Source organism: Janthinobacterium sp. NKUCC06_STL, from assembly GCF_019345455.1.
Lineage (GTDB): Bacteria > Pseudomonadota > Gammaproteobacteria > Burkholderiales > Burkholderiaceae_D > Janthinobacterium > Janthinobacterium rivuli.
Genome location: NZ_JAHKQY010000005.1, coordinates 40,177 through 57,732 on the forward strand (window position 1 = coordinate 40,177; position 17,556 = coordinate 57,732).

Annotated in this window: 16 protein-coding genes; 3 read left to right on the forward strand and 13 right to left on the reverse strand. The window is 62.2% G+C overall.

Features of this window, described 5'->3' with window-relative positions:
- Positions 1-81: 81 nt before the first annotated feature.
- The 11 genes from KO539_RS17360 to KO539_RS17410 form a co-directional block, all read right to left on the reverse strand.
- Positions 82-1,035 carry a hypothetical protein gene (locus KO539_RS17360; RefSeq protein WP_219310723.1) on the reverse strand — a complete coding sequence of 318 codons (954 nt, stop codon included), beginning with the start codon at positions 1,033-1,035 and terminating at the stop codon, positions 82-84.
- A gap of 235 nt (positions 1,036-1,270) precedes the next feature.
- Positions 1,271-1,645: a hypothetical protein gene (locus KO539_RS17365; protein WP_070224711.1), complete on the reverse strand. Its 375-nt coding sequence runs from the start codon at positions 1,643-1,645 to the stop codon at positions 1,271-1,273.
- Between the two features lie 24 nt (positions 1,646-1,669).
- On the reverse strand, positions 1,670-2,914 hold the full coding sequence (locus KO539_RS17370; protein WP_219310724.1) for a TerD family protein: 1,245 nt from the start codon (positions 2,912-2,914) through the stop codon (positions 1,670-1,672).
- The gene (locus KO539_RS17375; RefSeq protein ID WP_219310725.1) at positions 2,911-3,897 is read right to left on the reverse strand and encodes an HpcH/HpaI aldolase/citrate lyase family protein; all 987 of its coding nucleotides are present in this window, start codon (positions 3,895-3,897) and stop codon (positions 2,911-2,913) included. Before KO539_RS17375 ends, KO539_RS17370 begins: the two co-directional genes overlap by 4 nt.
- Complete coding sequence (locus tag KO539_RS17380; RefSeq protein WP_219310726.1) at positions 3,890-4,996, reverse strand: cysteine protease StiP family protein; 1,107 nt, start codon at positions 4,994-4,996, stop codon at positions 3,890-3,892. The genes KO539_RS17375 and KO539_RS17380 overlap by 8 nt, the downstream gene beginning before the upstream one ends.
- Positions 4,993-5,745, reverse strand: coding sequence for an HAD family hydrolase (locus tag KO539_RS17385; RefSeq protein WP_219310727.1), 753 nt, complete (start codon positions 5,743-5,745; stop codon positions 4,993-4,995). Before KO539_RS17385 ends, KO539_RS17380 begins: the two co-directional genes overlap by 4 nt.
- The gene (locus KO539_RS17390) at positions 5,723-6,886 is read right to left on the reverse strand and encodes a phosphoribosyltransferase domain-containing protein (RefSeq protein WP_219310728.1); all 1,164 of its coding nucleotides are present in this window, start codon (positions 6,884-6,886) and stop codon (positions 5,723-5,725) included. The genes KO539_RS17385 and KO539_RS17390 overlap by 23 nt, the downstream gene beginning before the upstream one ends.
- Positions 6,883-7,920 (reverse strand): ATP-grasp domain-containing protein, encoded by a 1,038-nt coding sequence (locus tag KO539_RS17395; protein ID WP_219310729.1) that lies wholly within the window; start codon positions 7,918-7,920, stop codon positions 6,883-6,885. The genes KO539_RS17390 and KO539_RS17395 overlap by 4 nt, the downstream gene beginning before the upstream one ends.
- Before the next feature lie 95 nt (positions 7,921-8,015).
- Positions 8,016-8,732 (reverse strand): TIGR00266 family protein, encoded by a 717-nt coding sequence (locus KO539_RS17400; protein WP_035826041.1) that lies wholly within the window; start codon positions 8,730-8,732, stop codon positions 8,016-8,018.
- A 105-nt stretch (positions 8,733-8,837) separates the two neighbouring features.
- Positions 8,838-9,413 (reverse strand): TerD family protein, encoded by a 576-nt coding sequence (locus KO539_RS17405; RefSeq protein ID WP_034785104.1) that lies wholly within the window; start codon positions 9,411-9,413, stop codon positions 8,838-8,840.
- Between the two features lie 99 nt (positions 9,414-9,512).
- Complete coding sequence (locus KO539_RS17410; RefSeq protein ID WP_219310730.1) at positions 9,513-10,595, reverse strand: DUF475 domain-containing protein; 1,083 nt, start codon at positions 10,593-10,595, stop codon at positions 9,513-9,515.
- A 248-nt stretch (positions 10,596-10,843) separates the two neighbouring features.
- Here KO539_RS17410 and KO539_RS17415 point away from each other — a divergent pair, with 248 nt between their 5' ends.
- The 3 genes from KO539_RS17415 (at position 10,844) to KO539_RS17425 (ending at position 15,907) form a co-directional block, all read left to right on the forward strand.
- Positions 10,844-11,269, forward strand: coding sequence for a divergent PAP2 family protein (locus tag KO539_RS17415; protein WP_034785408.1), 426 nt, complete (start codon positions 10,844-10,846; stop codon positions 11,267-11,269).
- Positions 11,270-11,509: 240 nt separating this feature from the next.
- Complete coding sequence (locus KO539_RS17420; RefSeq protein WP_219310731.1) at positions 11,510-12,682, forward strand: efflux RND transporter periplasmic adaptor subunit; 1,173 nt, start codon at positions 11,510-11,512, stop codon at positions 12,680-12,682.
- 3 nt (positions 12,683-12,685) lie between these two features.
- Positions 12,686-15,907 (forward strand): efflux RND transporter permease subunit, encoded by a 3,222-nt coding sequence (locus tag KO539_RS17425; protein ID WP_219310732.1) that lies wholly within the window; start codon positions 12,686-12,688, stop codon positions 15,905-15,907.
- 95 nt (positions 15,908-16,002) lie between these two features.
- Here KO539_RS17425 and KO539_RS17430 read toward each other — a convergent pair whose 3' ends face one another.
- Together KO539_RS17430 and KO539_RS17435 are read right to left on the reverse strand one after the other, a co-directional pair.
- Positions 16,003-16,392, reverse strand: a complete 390-nt coding sequence (locus KO539_RS17430; protein WP_219310733.1) for a hypothetical protein — start codon at positions 16,390-16,392, stop codon at positions 16,003-16,005.
- 237 nt (positions 16,393-16,629) lie between these two features.
- Complete coding sequence (locus KO539_RS17435; RefSeq protein ID WP_219310734.1) at positions 16,630-17,553, reverse strand: S-adenosyl-l-methionine hydroxide adenosyltransferase family protein; 924 nt, start codon at positions 17,551-17,553, stop codon at positions 16,630-16,632.
- Positions 17,554-17,556 lie beyond the last annotated feature (3 nt).

Here is a 17,556-nt window from a genome sequence, read left to right on the forward strand (position 1 = left end):
GTCTGAGAACCCGATAACAGCCGGGGTCGGACCCTGAGGGTCCGACCCCAGTCCTGGGTTTGGCTTACGTCTGTATCTTCCTCAAAACTTCCTGCCCACGCCCACCAGCAACACATCCGCATCGCGGTGGTAATCCGTTACCACCCGGTTCCACGCCACTTGCGCCAGCCAGTGGCGGTTGACGTGGTAGCGGGCCACGGCGGACAGCAAGCCTGTCAGGCGCGTGTCGTGGCCCTGGGTGTCGCGGCCGTCCCAGGCCACGTACGGGCCGGCGCCCATGCCGAATTCCACCTTTTCATTGAGCGAGCGGATCAGCCACAGCTGGGCGGCCATGCCGCGCCGGTGCGCCAGCGCCGTGCCGCCTTCGTCGATGAGGGTGGCGCTCCAGTCCACGTATTTTCCCGCGGCGCGCCGGTATTCGAGGGTGAACGGGCGCGAGGACTCGGAGCGCAAGCTGTTGACGATGGTGTGGCCGGTCGATAAGGTCAAGGTGTCGTCGTAGGCCCAGTTCTGCAAGTGCAGCTTGGCGCCCGGCACCCCATCATAGCGGTAGCCGGCGCCGATCAGCAGGTGCGTGGTGTTGTCCTTGCCATCGGGCTTGATACGGTTGAGCTGCGCTTGCGCATACCAGCGGTTGTCGAACTGCCAGCGCGCCTGCAGGCTGACGATGGAACCCCAGCCGTGGTCATTGTCGAAGTTGTGGAGGCCGTCGTCCGTCCTGGCCGTGTCGAAGAAGAAGTAGCGGCCCACGCCGGCGCCCAGCATCAGTCCCTGCTCCACGTTTTTCGTGCGCAGCCAGACCTGGCCCGCCATGCCGTCGCGATGATGGTCTTCCGGGTGCCCTTCGTTGATATACGATAGGCTGACGGCGCTGTAGTTGCCCACCGGCTGCGTGTAGCTGACGGCGGCCACAAAGGTGCGCTCATTGGTCGAATTGACTTTCAGGGCGCCGGCCATGCCGGACAAGTCCTGTGCCTGGGCGGACAGGGGAAGGGCGGCGGACAGCAGGGCCAGGACGGTGTATGGCAGGCGCATGACGTTTCCAGTGACAGAGGTGAATACACGCTAAAGGTCGTCTGGCGGTGCATCATGCGATTGCGCAAGAATCTTGCACATTGGCTACATTTATGGACTGTATTGGCCAGAACTCAGCATAAGTGTATAAGAAAGTGAGAATGTGTGAGGCGCGCCAATGATGAGGCGGGAGGGGAGGCGCCGGCCTGGAAAGGCTGGCCGGCGCAGCACTGCTTGAATGGCTGGACTTGCGGTATTACTGGCTCAATACGACTTTATCGGCAAAATATTCCGTCTCGCCGAAGCATTGCGTGGGCACGCCCTTGTGCTGGCTGTAGGTGACGAGAATGCGCTTGCCGGCGGCGGCCGACAATTGCTTGGCCACCTCTTCATCGCGCACGCTGAACTGGAATTTTTCCGGGATGGTGCCCGGCAGCGCCGTCAGCAGCAATTCACCTTCCCATGTCTTGCAGATCCAGCCCCGCTTGGAGAACTTTTGCAGGTAGCCCGCCCGTTCGCCTTCCGAGTACGAGAAGCTGAGGGCCATCCACGTGTAGGCTGCCAGCAGCAGGAAGCCGGCCACGAGGAAGATGGCGAAGGCGAAGGTGACTTTTTTGGTCGTAGGGGTCATGGTAGGGTTGTTTAGGTAAAAGGATCAGTCCTTGCGGCCGGCTTTCCAGTTCAGACCAAAGTTATATCTTTCGTCCATGGCCTGGTGCGCCGTGATTTTACCTTGGCCGCCGAAGTATTCCACCAATTTTGTCACCTGCAGGTTGCCGCCGTGGTTTTCCAGCATGGCGATGGCGCACATGGCGTGCTGGCTGTCGCTGTCGAGGCGCACTTCGACGGTCGGCTGGCCGGGAATTTCGATCGTCACGACGCCGTCCGTGGCGGCCCAGTTCGGCACGCCTTCGTAGATGAAAGCGTAGACGAGCACGCGCTTGATCTGGTCGAAATGGGTGCCGTTGATGAAGATGTTTTCGCCGCTGCTGATGCTGCCCGTGCGGTCGTCGCCTTCCAGGTGGATGTACGGGGGACGGTCGTAGGCGCCCCAGCTGTTGCCCAGCGCCTGCACGGCGCTCTTGGCGCCGCCGCTCATTTCGAACAGGCAGCCGATATCGAGGTCGATGCCGCCCGATCGGCCGGCCGGTTTGTTGAACAGCTTGCCGAGGAAGCCCGTGTCCAGTTTCGAGGCGGGCGCCTGGCCTTGCGACGCGTTCTGGTTCCAGTTCAGGTTGACCCGGATGCGGCCATAGCCGCCGCTGTCGCGCTTGTCGAGCGAAATCTTGTCGCCGCGCTTTTCCAGGCGGATTTTCGACAGCGAGATTTTATTCGCCGGTGGCGGGGCCGCTGGCGTGGGGACGGGAATCGGTGCAGGGGCAGGAGCCGATTGCGGCGCCTCGCTGCCGCCGAAGTGCTTCAGCAGCGCCGCCAGGCCGCCGGCGAAGCCCTGGCCCACGGCGCCGAAGCGCCAGCTGCCGTCGCGGCGATACAGTTCGCCGATGATGACGGCTTTTTCGTCCTGGAAGTCGTTGCCCGTGAAGGCGAACGTGGCTGCCTGGCCCAGCGCCATGCTGGAGTTGCCCAGTGCGCGCATGCTGCCCTGTTCCGTCGCCGCCGTGAACACCAGCTTGTCGATCGAGGCGGGCAGGCGGGCCAGGTCGACCTGGAAGGTGGAGCGGGGACCGTTCAAGTCCACCGTGATGGTGTTGTCCGGCGAGCTTTTCTGGTTGAAGAAGACCATGTAGCGGTCGTCCGACAGCTTGCCGGCCGCATCGACGCCGAAGCAACTGACATCCACTTCCATCGAACCCGAAACGATATCGAGCGTGACGGCAAACGGGCCATTCAAGCCCAGGTCCGCCAGTTTGCCTTTTTGTCCGCGTGTGAAATTGGTCATGGTCGTGCAATCCCTTCGTCGCTTGAGAGTTGAGTCAATGAGGTAGTCGGTACGTGCGCCGGAGCCGTGTCGGTCGCATGGCGGATGCCGAACAGGCGCGCCTGCTCGATGATGCGCTGCGCCCAGCTGGAATGGGTCGCCACTTCGCACATCGATTCCTGCATGCGGAACACGGCCGGGCTGTCCGGGTCGATGATGCGCAGCGCCAGTTCGATGTCCGACTGCGCCACTTGGTAGTGGCGCTCGATCTGCGGCACCTGGTCCGGGTGGATGGCTGTCTTGGCGATCATGCCGTGCGCCATGTCCTGCGCCACTTCGGCATCGAGCCAGCTGCCCTGCGACAGGTGCTCGAAGACGGGCGCCGTCAGCTGGAAGCCGTGCGGCTTGAAGATCGTCACCAGGCGGCCGATGACCTGGCCCAGCGGCGTTTGATAGATGGTGCCGCTGGTAGGGCGGCGCAGTCCCAGCAGGGCCAACAGATCGTTGCCGCCAATGCGCAGGGCCAGGATGCGGCGCCGCACTTCCGGCGCCGACAAAATGATGCGGAACTGCTTCATTTCCTCGTCGTCGAACACTTCCGCCGTTTCCAGCGTCGGCATCAGCAAGTGGTGCGTGTGGCGCACCAGCTCGAAATACGCGCTGAAGTTGTGGCGCGTGGATTTCGGCAGCACGAAGCCGCTCAATTTGTCGGCGCCGGGCATGGCCAGCACGCGCGCCAGCACGTCGAGATTGCGCACGCGCACGAAGCGCAAGGTATCCGATTCGTCGCACATGTTTTGCAGCGCCAGCGATAAATTGAACAGCGCGTAACTGAGGTCGCGTTCCGCGATGGCGTCTTCGGTGCAAAGGATCACCGAACGCAAATGGCTGAATTTGTCGCCATTGGCGATCGCCAGCAAGTCCTTGTGCGTGGTCGGCACATACATGGAGGCGCCCAGCGCCGCTTTATGCTCACTTTGTGGGTGTAGGGAGTTGTTATCCATCGACTGCGCTCCTGATAAGGGCGACCGCCTGGTAAGGCAGCGCCGGTTCTACTGTGACGGGTATGGCTTTTTCCTGCGCCAGAAGCAGCAAATGTGCCACGTCCGGCGCATTCGTGTCGCGCACGATCAGGCGCTCGGGCACGCGGCGCAGCAGCACGCGCGTCGCTTCTCCGATGCCTGGCTTGATCAGATTGATGTCGCTGATGCCGTATTCCTGCTGCGCGGCGGCCATGTAGGCTTGCGAGCGGGCCGCCATGGCTGGCGCATCGCTCGCTTCGGCCAGCGGGATGCCGCTGCTGGCGGCAATCGCCACGGCGTCGGCCACCAGGCCGTCGGCGAAAGCGCGCGACTGATCGTGCGCTTCGAACTGCGCGTAGTACACGCAGCCATGGAAGTCGTCCGGGCCGATGGCATCATTCAACACGGAGCGGCTCACCAGCCCCGAGACGGTGGCGTTCAGAATGCTCGACGGGATCAGATAGTCGCTGGCCGAGGCGGCGCAGGCGGCCGTGCCGGCCAGGTCGGACAGCACGAACAGGCCGCCGTCGATCGCCGTGCCATTGGCGGCATTGAAATCATTGACGGTCTGGTGCAATTCGCGTGAAATCACGCCCTTGCCCGTCCAGCCATCGACGAAGACGATGGAGGCGTCACTGTGGCCCTGCGCCAGGATGTACTTGAGGGCATTGGCATCGATGCCGCGGTCGCGGATGATGGAGACGGAATAATGGCTGCACTCGCGCTGGAATACCTGGCGCAGCAAGTGCCCCAGGATGACGCCCACGGGCGTGCCCGCGCGCGCCAGCGACACCAGCGTGATGGCGCCAGTGCGGCGCGCCGCGATCAGGGCTGCCAGGCGCAGACAGTCGCGCGCCATCTGCAGCCGGTTGGCCGCAAATGCGCTCTGGAACAGGGCCAGGTAGGCGGGCGAAGGCAGGGACTCTGGCGACAGCATTTCGCTGTAGTGGCGCTGGCCCGACTGGATCAAACGCTCTTTTTCGGCCAGGTCGAGGATGGGTTCCAGCGCCATGGGCGTGAGCAGAAACTCCACGTCTTCCTGGCGGTAGCTGCCGCTGAAATGCTGCTTGCCGTCGGTCATAGCGCCGCCACCGTGAGTGCCGCCAGCTGGGTGCCGTTGGGGATGATGGCGTAGTCGCAGGCGGCCATGAAGCGCGCGTCCGAACGGCTGTCGCCCATGCCGAAGCTGACGATGGGGCCGTGTTCTGCTTCCAGTTCCGCGCGCAGGTAGGCGACGGCGCGCGCCTTGTTCAAGGTCTTCGGCAGCACGGCAAGGTTGTTGCCGTTGCGGTGGATGAAGTAGTCGGCGCCTTCGGTGGCGATCCACTGCTGCAGCACTTGCTCTTCGATGTCGGCCAGGCGTTCGCCGCGCGCTTCATGGTCCTTGACGACGATGTAGAACGGCGTGTTGTAGTCTTCGATCAGGCGCGCGCGCGAGGGCATGCCCGCCTTGACCTGGAAATCGTCGATGATGCGCATGGCGTCCTGCAGGCCGGGCAGCGCCGTCTGCATGTCGTTCTGCATCAGGGACAGCCAGCCAGAGTCGAGCGCGCCGCCCGGCTGCAGCACGATGCCGCCGTAATCGAGCACGCTGTAGCTGGTAAACGGCAGGTCGACTCTGCGGAAGGCATCGCCATTTCTCGCCGTGGCGGGGATCAGGGTCATGCCGCTTTGCGCGAATTCAAAGAAGGCACGCTGGCGCGCCGTCGTAAACGAACAGGCGTCGCCATTTTTCAAATAGGCGGCCGGCTGCAAATCGGTCTCGCCGGGGCATTTTTTCGGGGTCTGGAACAGTGTGTCGTCCAGGTCAACAAACAGGAATTTCTTCAATTTTGGTCTCTGACTGAAAGTGGAACAGGCGGCCATTCAACTGGCCGGCGAGTTGCATGAGGGCCGGGCTGGCCGGAGTTTCATGGCAGATGAAAACGTGCTGGTACTGGCCAGGCGCCACGTTGTACAGGTAATTGGCGATGCCTTCGCCGTAATTGTCGTCGCAGTGGACGATATGGCCGACGGAGCCCCATGACAGGATCGGCGAGCGCGTGGTCGACTGCACCACGACGTTCTTGCCCAGCGCTTCAAGTTCGCGCGCGAGCAGGAACGATGGGTGCATGAATTCGCCCGTGCCCAATACCAGTACGGAGTCGCCGGCGCCGATTTCCTGCGCCAGTTGCACGGCCAGGCCTTGCGGCGGCGTCAAGGCGCGGCCCACGCCGATGCGGCCGAACGCCGGGCTGGCGCCCCGTTCCGCATTCGCCTCGAAGCGCTGCGCGCTGGCCGCCACGGGAGCTGGCGCAGCGCCGGCCTGGAAGGCGTATTGGCCGGACAAGGCTGCGCCGATGCTGGTGGGCAGGCCGAAACGCTCACTCAAGCCCGCGTTGGCGGCCTGGCCCATGAAATTGGTGATCACGCCCAGGTGCAGCTTTTCCAGCTGCGGATAGCGCGCGCGGCACACTTGCACCAGGTTGGCGAAGGTGTTGCCGGTCGACGCTTCATCGTCGATCAGCACCAGGCTGCGGGCCGTGGAAAACAGCGCGCTGGCAGCGTCGGATAAATGCAGAAACTGGCGCGGCGCGTGGCTGTGCGATTCCTCGAATTCGAAGAAAGGCACCGTGCCCACGCGGTAGCGCGAGCTGTGCAAAAACAGCGCTTTGCAGGAAGAGCTGGGATTGGCGCGCAGCCACGCTTCGAACACGCCCTGGCCCAGGCCGACGGCCGTTTCCGCCATGGCGATGAAGACGACGGGGCCGGGCAGGCTGGGGGGGATCTGCGCGGCCAGGTCGTCGTGGATGGTTTGCATGGCGCGCGGCGTGACGGGCCAGTGCTTGCCCAGCACCTTGGACAGGAACAGGAAGCCCCGTTTGGCGTTGGCGCGCGCGGCAAAGCCGATCAGCCAGTCCAGCGGAAAGCGCGCCTCGTCCACTTTGAGGGTCAGCTCGCCCGTGGGCATCTGCTGCTTGACGATGTTCATGGCAGCTCCACGGCGTAGGCGGCTTCGCCCACGCGCATGCCTTCGTGGATGGCGGGTACGGTGAGCTTGTCAAAGCCCTGGTCGAAACCGGCCAGCGCCAGGTAGGGCAGGTTGGGGCCGGCCGCGCACGCCATGCCGATGCCACCCGACATGCGCGGATTGATCTCCAGCAGCGCCAGGCCATGCGCGCCTACACGGAACTGGATGTTGAAGACGCCATTCAGGCGGTAGTCGCGCGCCAGTTTGTCGCAGGCCGCCAGCAAGTCGGCGCGCAGCTCGATCAGCTGGCCGCTGCCGCCCCCGTTTAGCTTCTTGCGCGGCACGGCGCAAATGAGCGTGCCTTGATCGGCCACGCAGTCGGCGCTGTATTCGTGGCCATCGAGGTATTCCATCAGCAGCAGGGTCTTGAACGATGCCATTTGCGCCAGGCCCGTGCGCAGTTCCTGCGCATTGATCTGGTAGGCGGCGCCGGCCAGCAGCAGCTGCGCGCTGCTGCGCTCTTCATCGAGAATGGCAAAGCCCAAAGCATACACGGATTCGGACGGCTTGATGCACAGTTTGCGATGCAGCGGCCGCAGCTCGGCGTAGGCGGCGTCGTATTCTTCGATGGTGGTCACGGCGCGGTAGTCGGCCGGGCGTGCCATGGGCAGATCGAGGCCGGCACAGAAGCGCGCCTTGTCGTGCATCAAATTCAGGGTCTCTTCGCTGGCCACGCTGAGCACGCGCGTGCCGATGGCGGCGAAGCGCGCGCTGGCGCTGCCGATCAGGCCCGCTTCCTTGCCGGGCCAGAAAATCGTGATGTTGCGCTCGCGGCAAAATTCCAGGCACCACTCGACATAATTGAGGCCCGTGAGGCCCGACGGTTCGACCGCGTATTCGTGCGCCGACAGGAAGGCGGCCGCGTGCGCGTTCGTATTGCTGCACACGATGTGGTAGCGCGGCTTGCCGCCGGTGGCGGCGCTATCGGCCTCGCGGATCAAACGCATGGCCGTGCCGACCGAGGAAAATGTTTTGTTGAACCAGACTCTTTGCATGTACGGGGACCGGGTGGAAATAGGGGAAGCCGCGCGCAGGTGCGCGCGCGGGGAGTCTAAGCGACCAGACTTAACCTGGCCTTAGAAGGAGGAAATCAGCCGGCTTTGCCCGACGCCGTCCACTTCAGGAACGCGTCGCGGTTGCGCGAGCAGATGAACACTTTGCCCGAGCCGGAAAAGCGCAGCACGATGCCTTCGCCGCTGGTGACGCTATTGACGATATTGCCGAGGAAGCCGCCGATGCCGCCGCCGCTGGCGCCGCCGCCCGTGGTCACGGAAATCTCGTATTTCAGGCTATTGTCCCAGCAGACCACGTGGGAATTGTCGATCACGACATCCTTGCCCGGCTCGACGTCGAGCTGGAACATGGAGCCGAAGCCCGACACCACCACTTGTCCCGTGCCGGCCGTCTCCATGACGAAGAAGCCGCCCGACTGGGCGAACAAGGCGTTGCCGATGCTTTGCGTGCGCACCTTCATTTCCGTGCCCGAGGTGGCGGCGACAAAGGCGCCGTCGTTGAGCAGGTACTGGCGCGCGCCCACGTCGACCACTTCGATGGCGCCCGGCAGGGTGGGCGAGAGCAGGCAGTCGCCGCTGCCGCGCACCGCTTCGATGTGCTGCTGGAAGAACGATTCGCCATTGGCGAAGCGGCGCATGATGGCGCTACCCAGGCCGCCCGTCATCTTGCCTTTCAAGTCCAGCGCCGTTTCCATCATCACCATCGCATCGGATTCGCAATAGATGGTTTCGCCCTGCTTCATGCTGACGTGGAGGAAAGGATCGACGTCGCCCGTGACACTAAATACTGGCATGATAAATCTCCAAAAAAAAGCCGCCTGATCTGTGCAGGCGGCAGCAATGATATGACAAAAGTGCAATTCACCGCAGAAAGCCAGGCGGGCTTCCTGCGCGTGAATTTAAGCGTTCACGCCGAACGAGCGGGCCAGAGGGCCCAGGCCACCGTTGAAGCCCTGGCCAATCGCCTTGAACTTCCATTCGCCGTTGTAGCGGTAGATTTCGCCAAAGATCATCGCCGTTTCCGTCGAGCTGTCTTCGGACAGGTCGTAGCGGGCGATTTCTTTTTCGCCTTCCGCGTTCAGGCAGCGGATGAAGGCTTTCGAGACCATGCCGAAGTTCTGGCGGCGCGCGTCGGCGTCGTGAATGGTGACGGTGATGCTGATGCGGTCGATGTCTGCCGGCACGCGCGACAGGTCGATTTCGATGCGCTCATCGTCGCCTTCGCCTTCGCCCGTGGTGTTGTCGCCCGTGTGGACGACGGAACCGTCGGTCGACTTCAGGTTGTTGTAGAAGATGAAGTCAGAGTCGCCACGGACTTTGCCGTCGCTTTTCAGGAGGAAAGCACTACCGTCAAGGTCGAAGGTGGCGCCGTCCGTCGAACGAGGATCCCAGCCGAGGCCGACGATGATCTTCTTCAGGTTCGGTGCTTCCTTGCTCAGGTTGACGTTGCCGCCTTTTTGCAAACTGATTGCCATGTGGTGCTCCTTTAGTAATTAAGTGCAAACATTCCTTCATGGGATGAGCGCCAGGCGCTCGTGCCATTACTCTTTCAATTGGGGGCGGAACCCCCGATTTCAAGCTTGTGCCGCGTGCCGTTTGCGATAACGCAGGGACGACCACAGCGAGACCAGGATGAAGGCCACGCCCGACAGGCCCGTGAACCACTCCGGAATATGGTACTTGACGGATGCCAGCATGATCAAGGCAAGGATGCCGATCGCATAGTGGGCGCCGTGTTCCAGGTAGACGAATTCGTCGAGGGTGCCCTTGTGCACCAGGAACACCGTCATCGAGCGCACGAACATGGCGCCGATGGCCAGGCCCAGCATGATGATGACGACGTCGTTGGTGATGGCGAACGCGCCGATCACGCCGTCAAAGCTGAACGAGGCGTCCAGTACTTCCAGGTACAGGAAGCCGCCGATACTGCCACGCGCCACCGTTTTCACGAGGTCGCCATTGCCGTTTCTGGCTGGCGCGGCGCCTTCTTCCGCCTCATCCTGCAAGTCCGGTTCGCCTTCTTCCAGCAAGCCGCTGATCCAGTTCACGCCGATGTAGACGGCGATGCCGACGATGCCCGAAGCGAGCACGCTGTATTTTTCATCCGCAGGGCCCATCGCCACGCAGGCGGCCACGGCGCCCATGGTGATCAGCACGGCCAGGCTTTCGGTGCCCAGCGCGTTGACTTTTTCCTCGGCCCAGCCCAGCCAGTGCAATTCCTTCTCGTCGTCAAACAGGAAGTTCAGGAACACCAGCAGCAAAAAGGCGCCGCCGAAGGCCGCCACTTGCGCATGGTTGTCCGTCAGGTGCTTGGCATACACATCCGGCGTCGTGGTGGCCATGGTCCACACATCGACCAGGCCCAGGCCCGTGGCGACGGAAACGATGACCAGCGGGAACAGCAGCCGCATGCCGAAGACGGCCACGAGGATACCGACCGTCAGGAACAGTTTTTGCCAGAATTCATTCCAGTGGCGCAAGACCGAGGCATTCACCACGGCATTGTCGAACGACAGCGACACTTCCATGATGCCCAGTACGCCCGTGATCCACAGCGCCTGGATCATGCCGGCCATGCCGCCATGGCTGTAACCCCACCAGCCCGAGACCGCCATCAGGATAAAAGTGACTAAAAAGGAAATTCTGAAATGCCGCATGAGGACCCCGTTGCAAGTATGAAAGACGTTTGATTATCCGCGCCGCTGTGCGCGCCGCACTCAGTGTTGATATACGTCAATTGTTGTATATGCCATGATTTTATATTAGTTGCCGCCGGGGGCGGCGTTTTATAGGCTGACGATGGACAGTTCTGCTGGCGCGGATGATCTGCGATAATTGCGGCGCGCCCGTCGGGCTGCCGCAGCCCCTCGCACACTTGACAGACATATATAAGAAGGAATACCCCGTGGATATCGCTTACCTCGTCACGCCCCTGATCACCTGGATCCTGGTCGGACCGATCAAATTCCTGATCAACAGTGTCCGCACGCGGCAATGGGCGTTCGGTCTGGTCGGCAATGGCGGCTTTCCCAGCAACCATAGCGCCGTTGTTTCCAGCATGGCCACCCTGATCGCCTTGCGCGAAGGCATAGCCCATCCCGCCTTCGGCGTGGCAGTGACCTTGGCCTTCATCGTCATCATCGACGCCAACAGCCTGCGCCAGCACGTGGGCAAGCAGGCGGCGGCCATCAACCGCCTGGCCAAGGAAGCGGCCAGCCCGGCGCACACCTGGTTGCGCGAGCGCATGGGGCATACTCTGGTGGAAATCGCCGGCGGCCTGTGCACGGGCGTGGCGATCGGTTTCCTGATCAATACCGTTTTTGCCCGCTAAGTTCGCTTTCCCTGAAACGCAAAACCCCGCCTGAAGGCGGGGTTTTGCGTTTCAGGGCGTAAAAACTACGTTTCATCCATTCATTAAAGCATTACAGGAAGCCGCCGATTGACATGCCCGGACACGCTCATGGATACTTTGGCGCTTGTGGTTTTAATAAAAATATTATGCTTGCTATCGCTTGCAGCCCTATCCGGGCCGCGCGGACGGTAGTGGTGCTATCTATCCGGAGAATTACCCATGTTGCGCAAAACCCTGTTTGTTCTGGCAATCGCTTCTGCCCTGGCCGCCTGCGGCAAAGAGTCCAAAGACCCCGGCAAGGGCGGCAAGAATGCCAAGGAACAGGCGAGCGTTGCCGTCAATTTGCTGGTATCCCCGGAAGACTTGCTGACCATCCAGAGCAATGCGCTGGCGTCGGGCCCCGTCATCACCGGTTCCGTGCAGCCTGAGCGCAACGCGGACTTGCGCGCTGAAGTGTCGGCCGTGGTGCTCCAGGTCCTGAAGGAAAACGGTGAAGTCGTCAAACGGGGCGACGTGCTGGTGCGCCTGGATGAAACGTCGATCCGCGACAGCCTCAACTCGGCCGAGGAAGCCAGCCGCGCCGCCAGCCAGGTGCTGGAGCAGTCCGAACGCATGTTCCAGCGCATGAAAACCCTGCGCGCCTCGGGCATGACGTCGACGCAGGCGCTGGAAGACGCGGAAATTCGCCGCAATAATGCGCAAAGCGATCTGTCCGCCGCGAAAAGCCGCGCCGTGCAAGCCCGTCAGCAGCTGCAGCGCACCCTTGTGCGCGCGCCGTTCGACGGCATCGTGAGCGAGCGCAAGGTATCGAATGGCGATACGGCGCAAATCGGCAAGGAATTGATCAAGGTCATCGATCCGACCAGCATGCGCCTCGAAGGCCTGGTGTCGGCCGACAAGATCGGCGTCGTCAAGGTGGGCCAGCCCGTGCTGTTCCGCATCAATGGTTATCCAGGCCAGGATTTCGCGGGCAAGGTGCGCCGAGTCGATCCTGCCGCCAATACCGTCACGCGCCAGGTGGCCGTGCTGGTCGATTTCAATGACAAGGAACAGCCGAGAGTGGCGGGCCTGTATGCGGAAGGGCGCATCGAGACGGAAACCGTCAGCGCGCTGATGATACCCGACTCGGCCCTGGTGAAGGCGGGCGACGTCACGTACACGTGGAAAGTCAAGGACAAGGCTTTGCATAAAGTCAACTTGCGCATCGGTGCGCGCGATGTACGCACGGGCCAGTGGGAAGTGCAAAGCGGTCTGGCCAGCGGCGACACCGTGCTGCGCACGCCGGGCTCGACCTTCAAGGATGGACAGAAAGTGGAATTGACGGCCGCCAAAGCCGTGCCAGCGGCCGCCGTGGCCAGCAGCAGCACCGCCGTTGCCGGTAAAGGAAACTAAGCCATGTTCCTTTCCGATTTCAGTATCAAGCGGCCCACCGCCACCATCGTCCTGATCCTGGCCATGATGTGCGTCGGCTTGCTGGCGCTCAAGAAACTGCGCGTCAACCAGAATCCGGACGTCGAAGTGCCCTTCATCGTCGTCAGCATCCCTTACCCTGGCGCGTCGCCCGACACGGTCGAGCGCGAAGTGGTGAACCGCCTGGAAAAGTCCTTGCAAAGCATTTCCGGCGTGACCGAAGTCAATAGCGATTCGAATGAAGGTTCGGCCAGCATCTTCCTGAAGTTTTCCTTCAATACCAACCTGATCGAAGCGTCCGACAATATCCGCAATGCGATTGCCGCCGTGCGCTACAAGTTGCCGACGGAAATGCGCGAGCCTATCTTGCAACGCATTGACCCGGCTGCCGAACCGATCATGCAACTGGCGCTGTCGTCGAATACGCAAAGCCATGCGGAAATTTCGCGCCTGGCCGAAGACGTGCTGTCGGACCGCTTCCGCACCGTCGATGGCGTGGCGCTGGTCAACGTGGGCGGTTCGCTCAAGCGCGAACTGTCCGTGCTGCTGCGGGCGGAGAAATTGCGTGAATACAATGTGTCCGTCAGCGATGTCGTCACCGCCTTGCGTAACCAGAACACGAATGCGCCCGTGGGCAAGGTGCGCGGCATCCTGGACGAGAAAAGCATCCGTCTGGTGGGCCGCATCGAATCGCCAAGCGACTTCGAGAAAGTAGTGATCAAGCGGCGCGGCGAGGAAATCGTGCGCCTGGCGCAAGTGGCCACCATCGAAGATGGCTTTGCCGAAGTCAACAGCCTGAGCATGCGCAGCGGCAAGCCGAACGTGGGCATTTCCATCACCCGCGTGCGCGACGCGTCCACCGTCAGCGTGGCCAACAAGATTCGCGACATGGTGGCGGAAATCAACAAGACCTTGCCGAAAGGCACGATCCTGCAAGTGACGCGCGACGGCGGCGAAAACGCCCAGCATAGCTTGAACAACGTGATCGAATCGCTGGTGCTGGGCGCCGTGCTGACGATTTTCGTCGTCTACGCCTTCCTGAACTCGTGGCGTTCGACCCTGATCACGGCGCTGAGCCTGCCGACTTCCGTGATTGCCGCCTTCATTGCCGTGTGGCTGTGCGGCTTCACCCTGAACTTCATGACTCTGCTGGGCCTGTCGCTGGCCATTGGCGTGCTGATCGATGACGCCATCGTGGTGCGCGAAAACATCGTGCGCCACATGCAGATGGGCAAGGATCGCCGCACGGCCGCGCTGGAAGGCACGGCCGAGATCGGCATGGCCGTGGCCGCCACGACGTTTTCCATCATCGCCGTCTTCATTCCCGTGGCCTTCATGCCTGGTATCTCCGGCGAATGGTTCCGTCCGTTTGCCTTGACGGTGACGTGCTCGGTGCTCGTCAGCCTGGGCATCTCGTTTACGCTCGACCCGATGCTGTCGGCCTACTGGGGCGACCCGGTCGAGGAACACTCGGCGCCGAAAAAGGGTATTGGCCGCGTGCTGGAAAAATTCAACCACTGGTTCGACCATCAAGCCGACCGCTATGGCCGCGTGATCGCCTGGGCCCTGCATCACCGCCGCTGGATGGCCGTCATCGCCTTCGGCAGCCTGGTGGGCGCCATCGTCCTGCACTCCACGCATGGCGGCACGAGTTTCTTGCCGGCATCCGATTCGGGCAACTTGATGATTAATGTGCGCACGCCATCGTCAAGCAGCATCGAGTATTCGCGTCTGAAACTGGAAGCGGCGGCTGTACTGGCGCGCACTTTGCCTGAAACCAAGGATACCAACAGCTCCATCAATGCGGGCGGCGGACGCGTGTATGTCGACATCGGCAAGCGCAACACCCGCAAGCGTTCGGCCAAGGAAATCGCGGTCGAGCTGCGCGAGAAGATGTCGCGCCTGGTGGGCGCCGAATACGTGGTGCAGGATGACTTGAGCAATGGTTCGCAAAAGCCGATCCAGGTGGAATTCACGGGCCCGGATTCGCGTAAGCTCATGGAAATTACGAATGCCTACATGGACAAGCTGCGCGCCATTCCTGGCGCCGTCGATGTGGGCTTGTCCGAGCAGGATCCGAAAAACGAGCTGCAGATTGAACTGAACCGTGGCCTGGCCAACTCGATGGGCATTTCCGTCAATGACGCGGCGCAATCGTTGCGCGTGGCGTTTGCTGGCGTGGAAGTGGGCGACTGGGTCGATCCGACGGGCGAGACGCGCGACGTGGCCGTGCGCCTGCATCCCGATGACCGCGTGGCGTCGGAAAACATCGAGCGCCTGCCGATCAGTGTGACGGGCACGTCGCAAATGGTGCCGCTCGACCAGATCGCCACCATCACCATGGGCAAGGGGCCGTCCGGCATCGAGCACAAGAATGGCAAGCGCACGATTACCGTATCGGCCAATGCGCAAGGCCGCTCGAATGGCGAAGTGACGAGCGACGCCATGAAGCTGGCCAACTCCATCGACTTCCCGCCTGGCTACGGCCTGGCGCTGGGCGGCGCCGGCCAGGACCAGCAAGAGCTGTTCACGGAAATGCTGATCGCGCTGGTGATGGGTATCGGCCTGATGTATTTGATCCTGGTGATGCAGTTCGGTTCCTTCACGGCGCCGGTGGCCGTGATGATGTCCTTGCCGCTCAGTCTGATCGGCGTGGTAGTGGCGCTGGTGATCACGAACAACACCCTTAACCTGATGAGCTTTATCGGCATCATCATGCTGATGGGCCTGGTCGCCAAGAACGCCATCTTGCTGCTGGACGCGGCGCGCAAGCGCGAGGAAGAGGGCCATGGCCGCGAAGACGCGCTGATGTATGCGGGCCGCATGCGTCTGCGCCCCATCCTGATGACGACGTTTGCGCTGATCGCCGGCATGTTCCCCGTGGCGCTGGGCCTGGGCGAGGGCGGCGAGTTCTATCGTCCATTGGCGATCGCCATCATCGGCGGCACCATCACGTCGACGATTCTGACCTTGCTGGTCGTGCCGACCTTTTACGACAGCATCGAGATCGCCCGCGATGGCGCCGTGGCCAAGTTCCACCGCCGCGCCGCGCGCATGCCGGTCGCCGTGGCCATGATATTGACCTTGCTCGAATGCGTGCTGACCTTGCTGCTGGTGCGCTTCGTCTACCGCATGCTGAAAAAGGCCGTGCTGTTCCTGATGGGACGCCGCACGCCGAAGGCGACAGCGGTCAGCCTGCAAAAGTAATACCGGGCCAAGGTGCAGCTTGCGCTGTGCCGTGGTATTTCAAGAGCCTTCCTCGGAAGGCTCTTTTTTTTGCCTGACTGGCCGGCCAGGACGCGCTAGCTGTTGCGCGGTGGCGGCGCGGTTCCGGTCCCGGTTCCGGTCCCCGTGCCAGTTCCCGTACCAGTCCCAGTTCCCGTGCCGGGGGTCGTTCCTGTGCCGGTGCCAGTTCCTGTGCCGTTATTGGGCGTGGTCGTGCCATCGGGATTGGTGGTGGTGCCCGGTGTCATGCCCGGCGTGGTGCCTGGTGTGGCCGGCGTGGTGGTGTCCGGATTGGTCGTGCCCGTGGTGCCGGATGTGCCGCTGGTGGCGGGCGGTGTCGCCGGCGCGGTGGCGGCGGGCGTAGCGGTGGTGTTGGTGTCGTTGCGTTTGTTGCAACCGCCCAGCAGCGCACAGACGATGGCGCTGCCGAGGACGAGCTTGCTGGTGGTCAGGAGTGTAGCCGTCATGATGATTCCTTTTCAGTGAAAGACTGTCGTGGAAACGCATGCCTCGCCAGATTGCGTATCTGGAACAAGGCTGGCATCGCTTGCAAGAATTAGAGTAGGTGGGATGGCACAGGTTCACCGGAGTTGCCCGTGCTTGGTGCTGGTGGCGGCGGGGAGAGCGCTGCGTTTGATGTAGCGCAAACCCGAATGGGATACGAAAACGGCCAGGGCAGGATGCCCTGGCCGTTTTCGGGTGGTTTATTTGGCGGCAGGGGCCTTGCTCACTTCCACTTCCCAATCCACGCCCGATTCGATGTGATGCTTGGCAGCAAAGTCACCCTGGCTGATGGCGACGGCCATGTCGAGCAGGCTGTTCAGGTAGACCAGCGGCTTGCCTTTGGCGACGCCGCCAAACGTGTGCTCGAATGGCGCCGTCACCTTGGCCACTTGCTTACCCTTGTGCAAGATGCGTACTTGCAGCGGATCGTGCAGTTTTACTTGCAATTCGTCGAGCAGGGATTTCGGGATATTCGTCCACACATTGCCATACTTGACGTCGAGTACGGGCACGATGCCGCGGATGGTATTGCCGTCGCGCACAGGCTTTTGATACGCAATCTTGACCACTGATTCGCTCGGCAATTGCGGGCCCACCTGTTCATACGTGATGGCGCCCGACGCCAGGCGCGCACCGACATACGCGTACACGTCGCGGCCATGGAAGGTGTACGACTCGGCGGAGCCGGCCAGGCGGTTGACCTTTTCATCGATTTCGCGCAGTTCGGCTACGCCGTCGCGTTCGGCGATCAGGGTGAACAGGCCATTGTCCGGTCCCACGAAGTAGCGCCCTCCCTTGGTTTTCAGCACCACCGACTTGCGATTGGTCCCCACGCCCGGGTCGATAACGGACACAAACACCGTGCCTTGCGGCCAGTAATTGGCCGTCTGGTATAAACGGTAGGCGCCCAGCCAGATGTCGTAGTCGGGAATCTGGTGCGTCAGGTCCGAGATGGTCAGCTGGGGATCGACGCCATAGGCCACGCCATGCATGGCCGACACGGCGCCATCGGCCGTGCCGAAGTCCGTCATCAGCACCAGCGGAGATGCGGCTTGCGCGGCGGACAGCATGAGGGCGCTCAGGCAGGCGCCGGCGACGAGGTGGGATATTTTATTGATGATCATGTG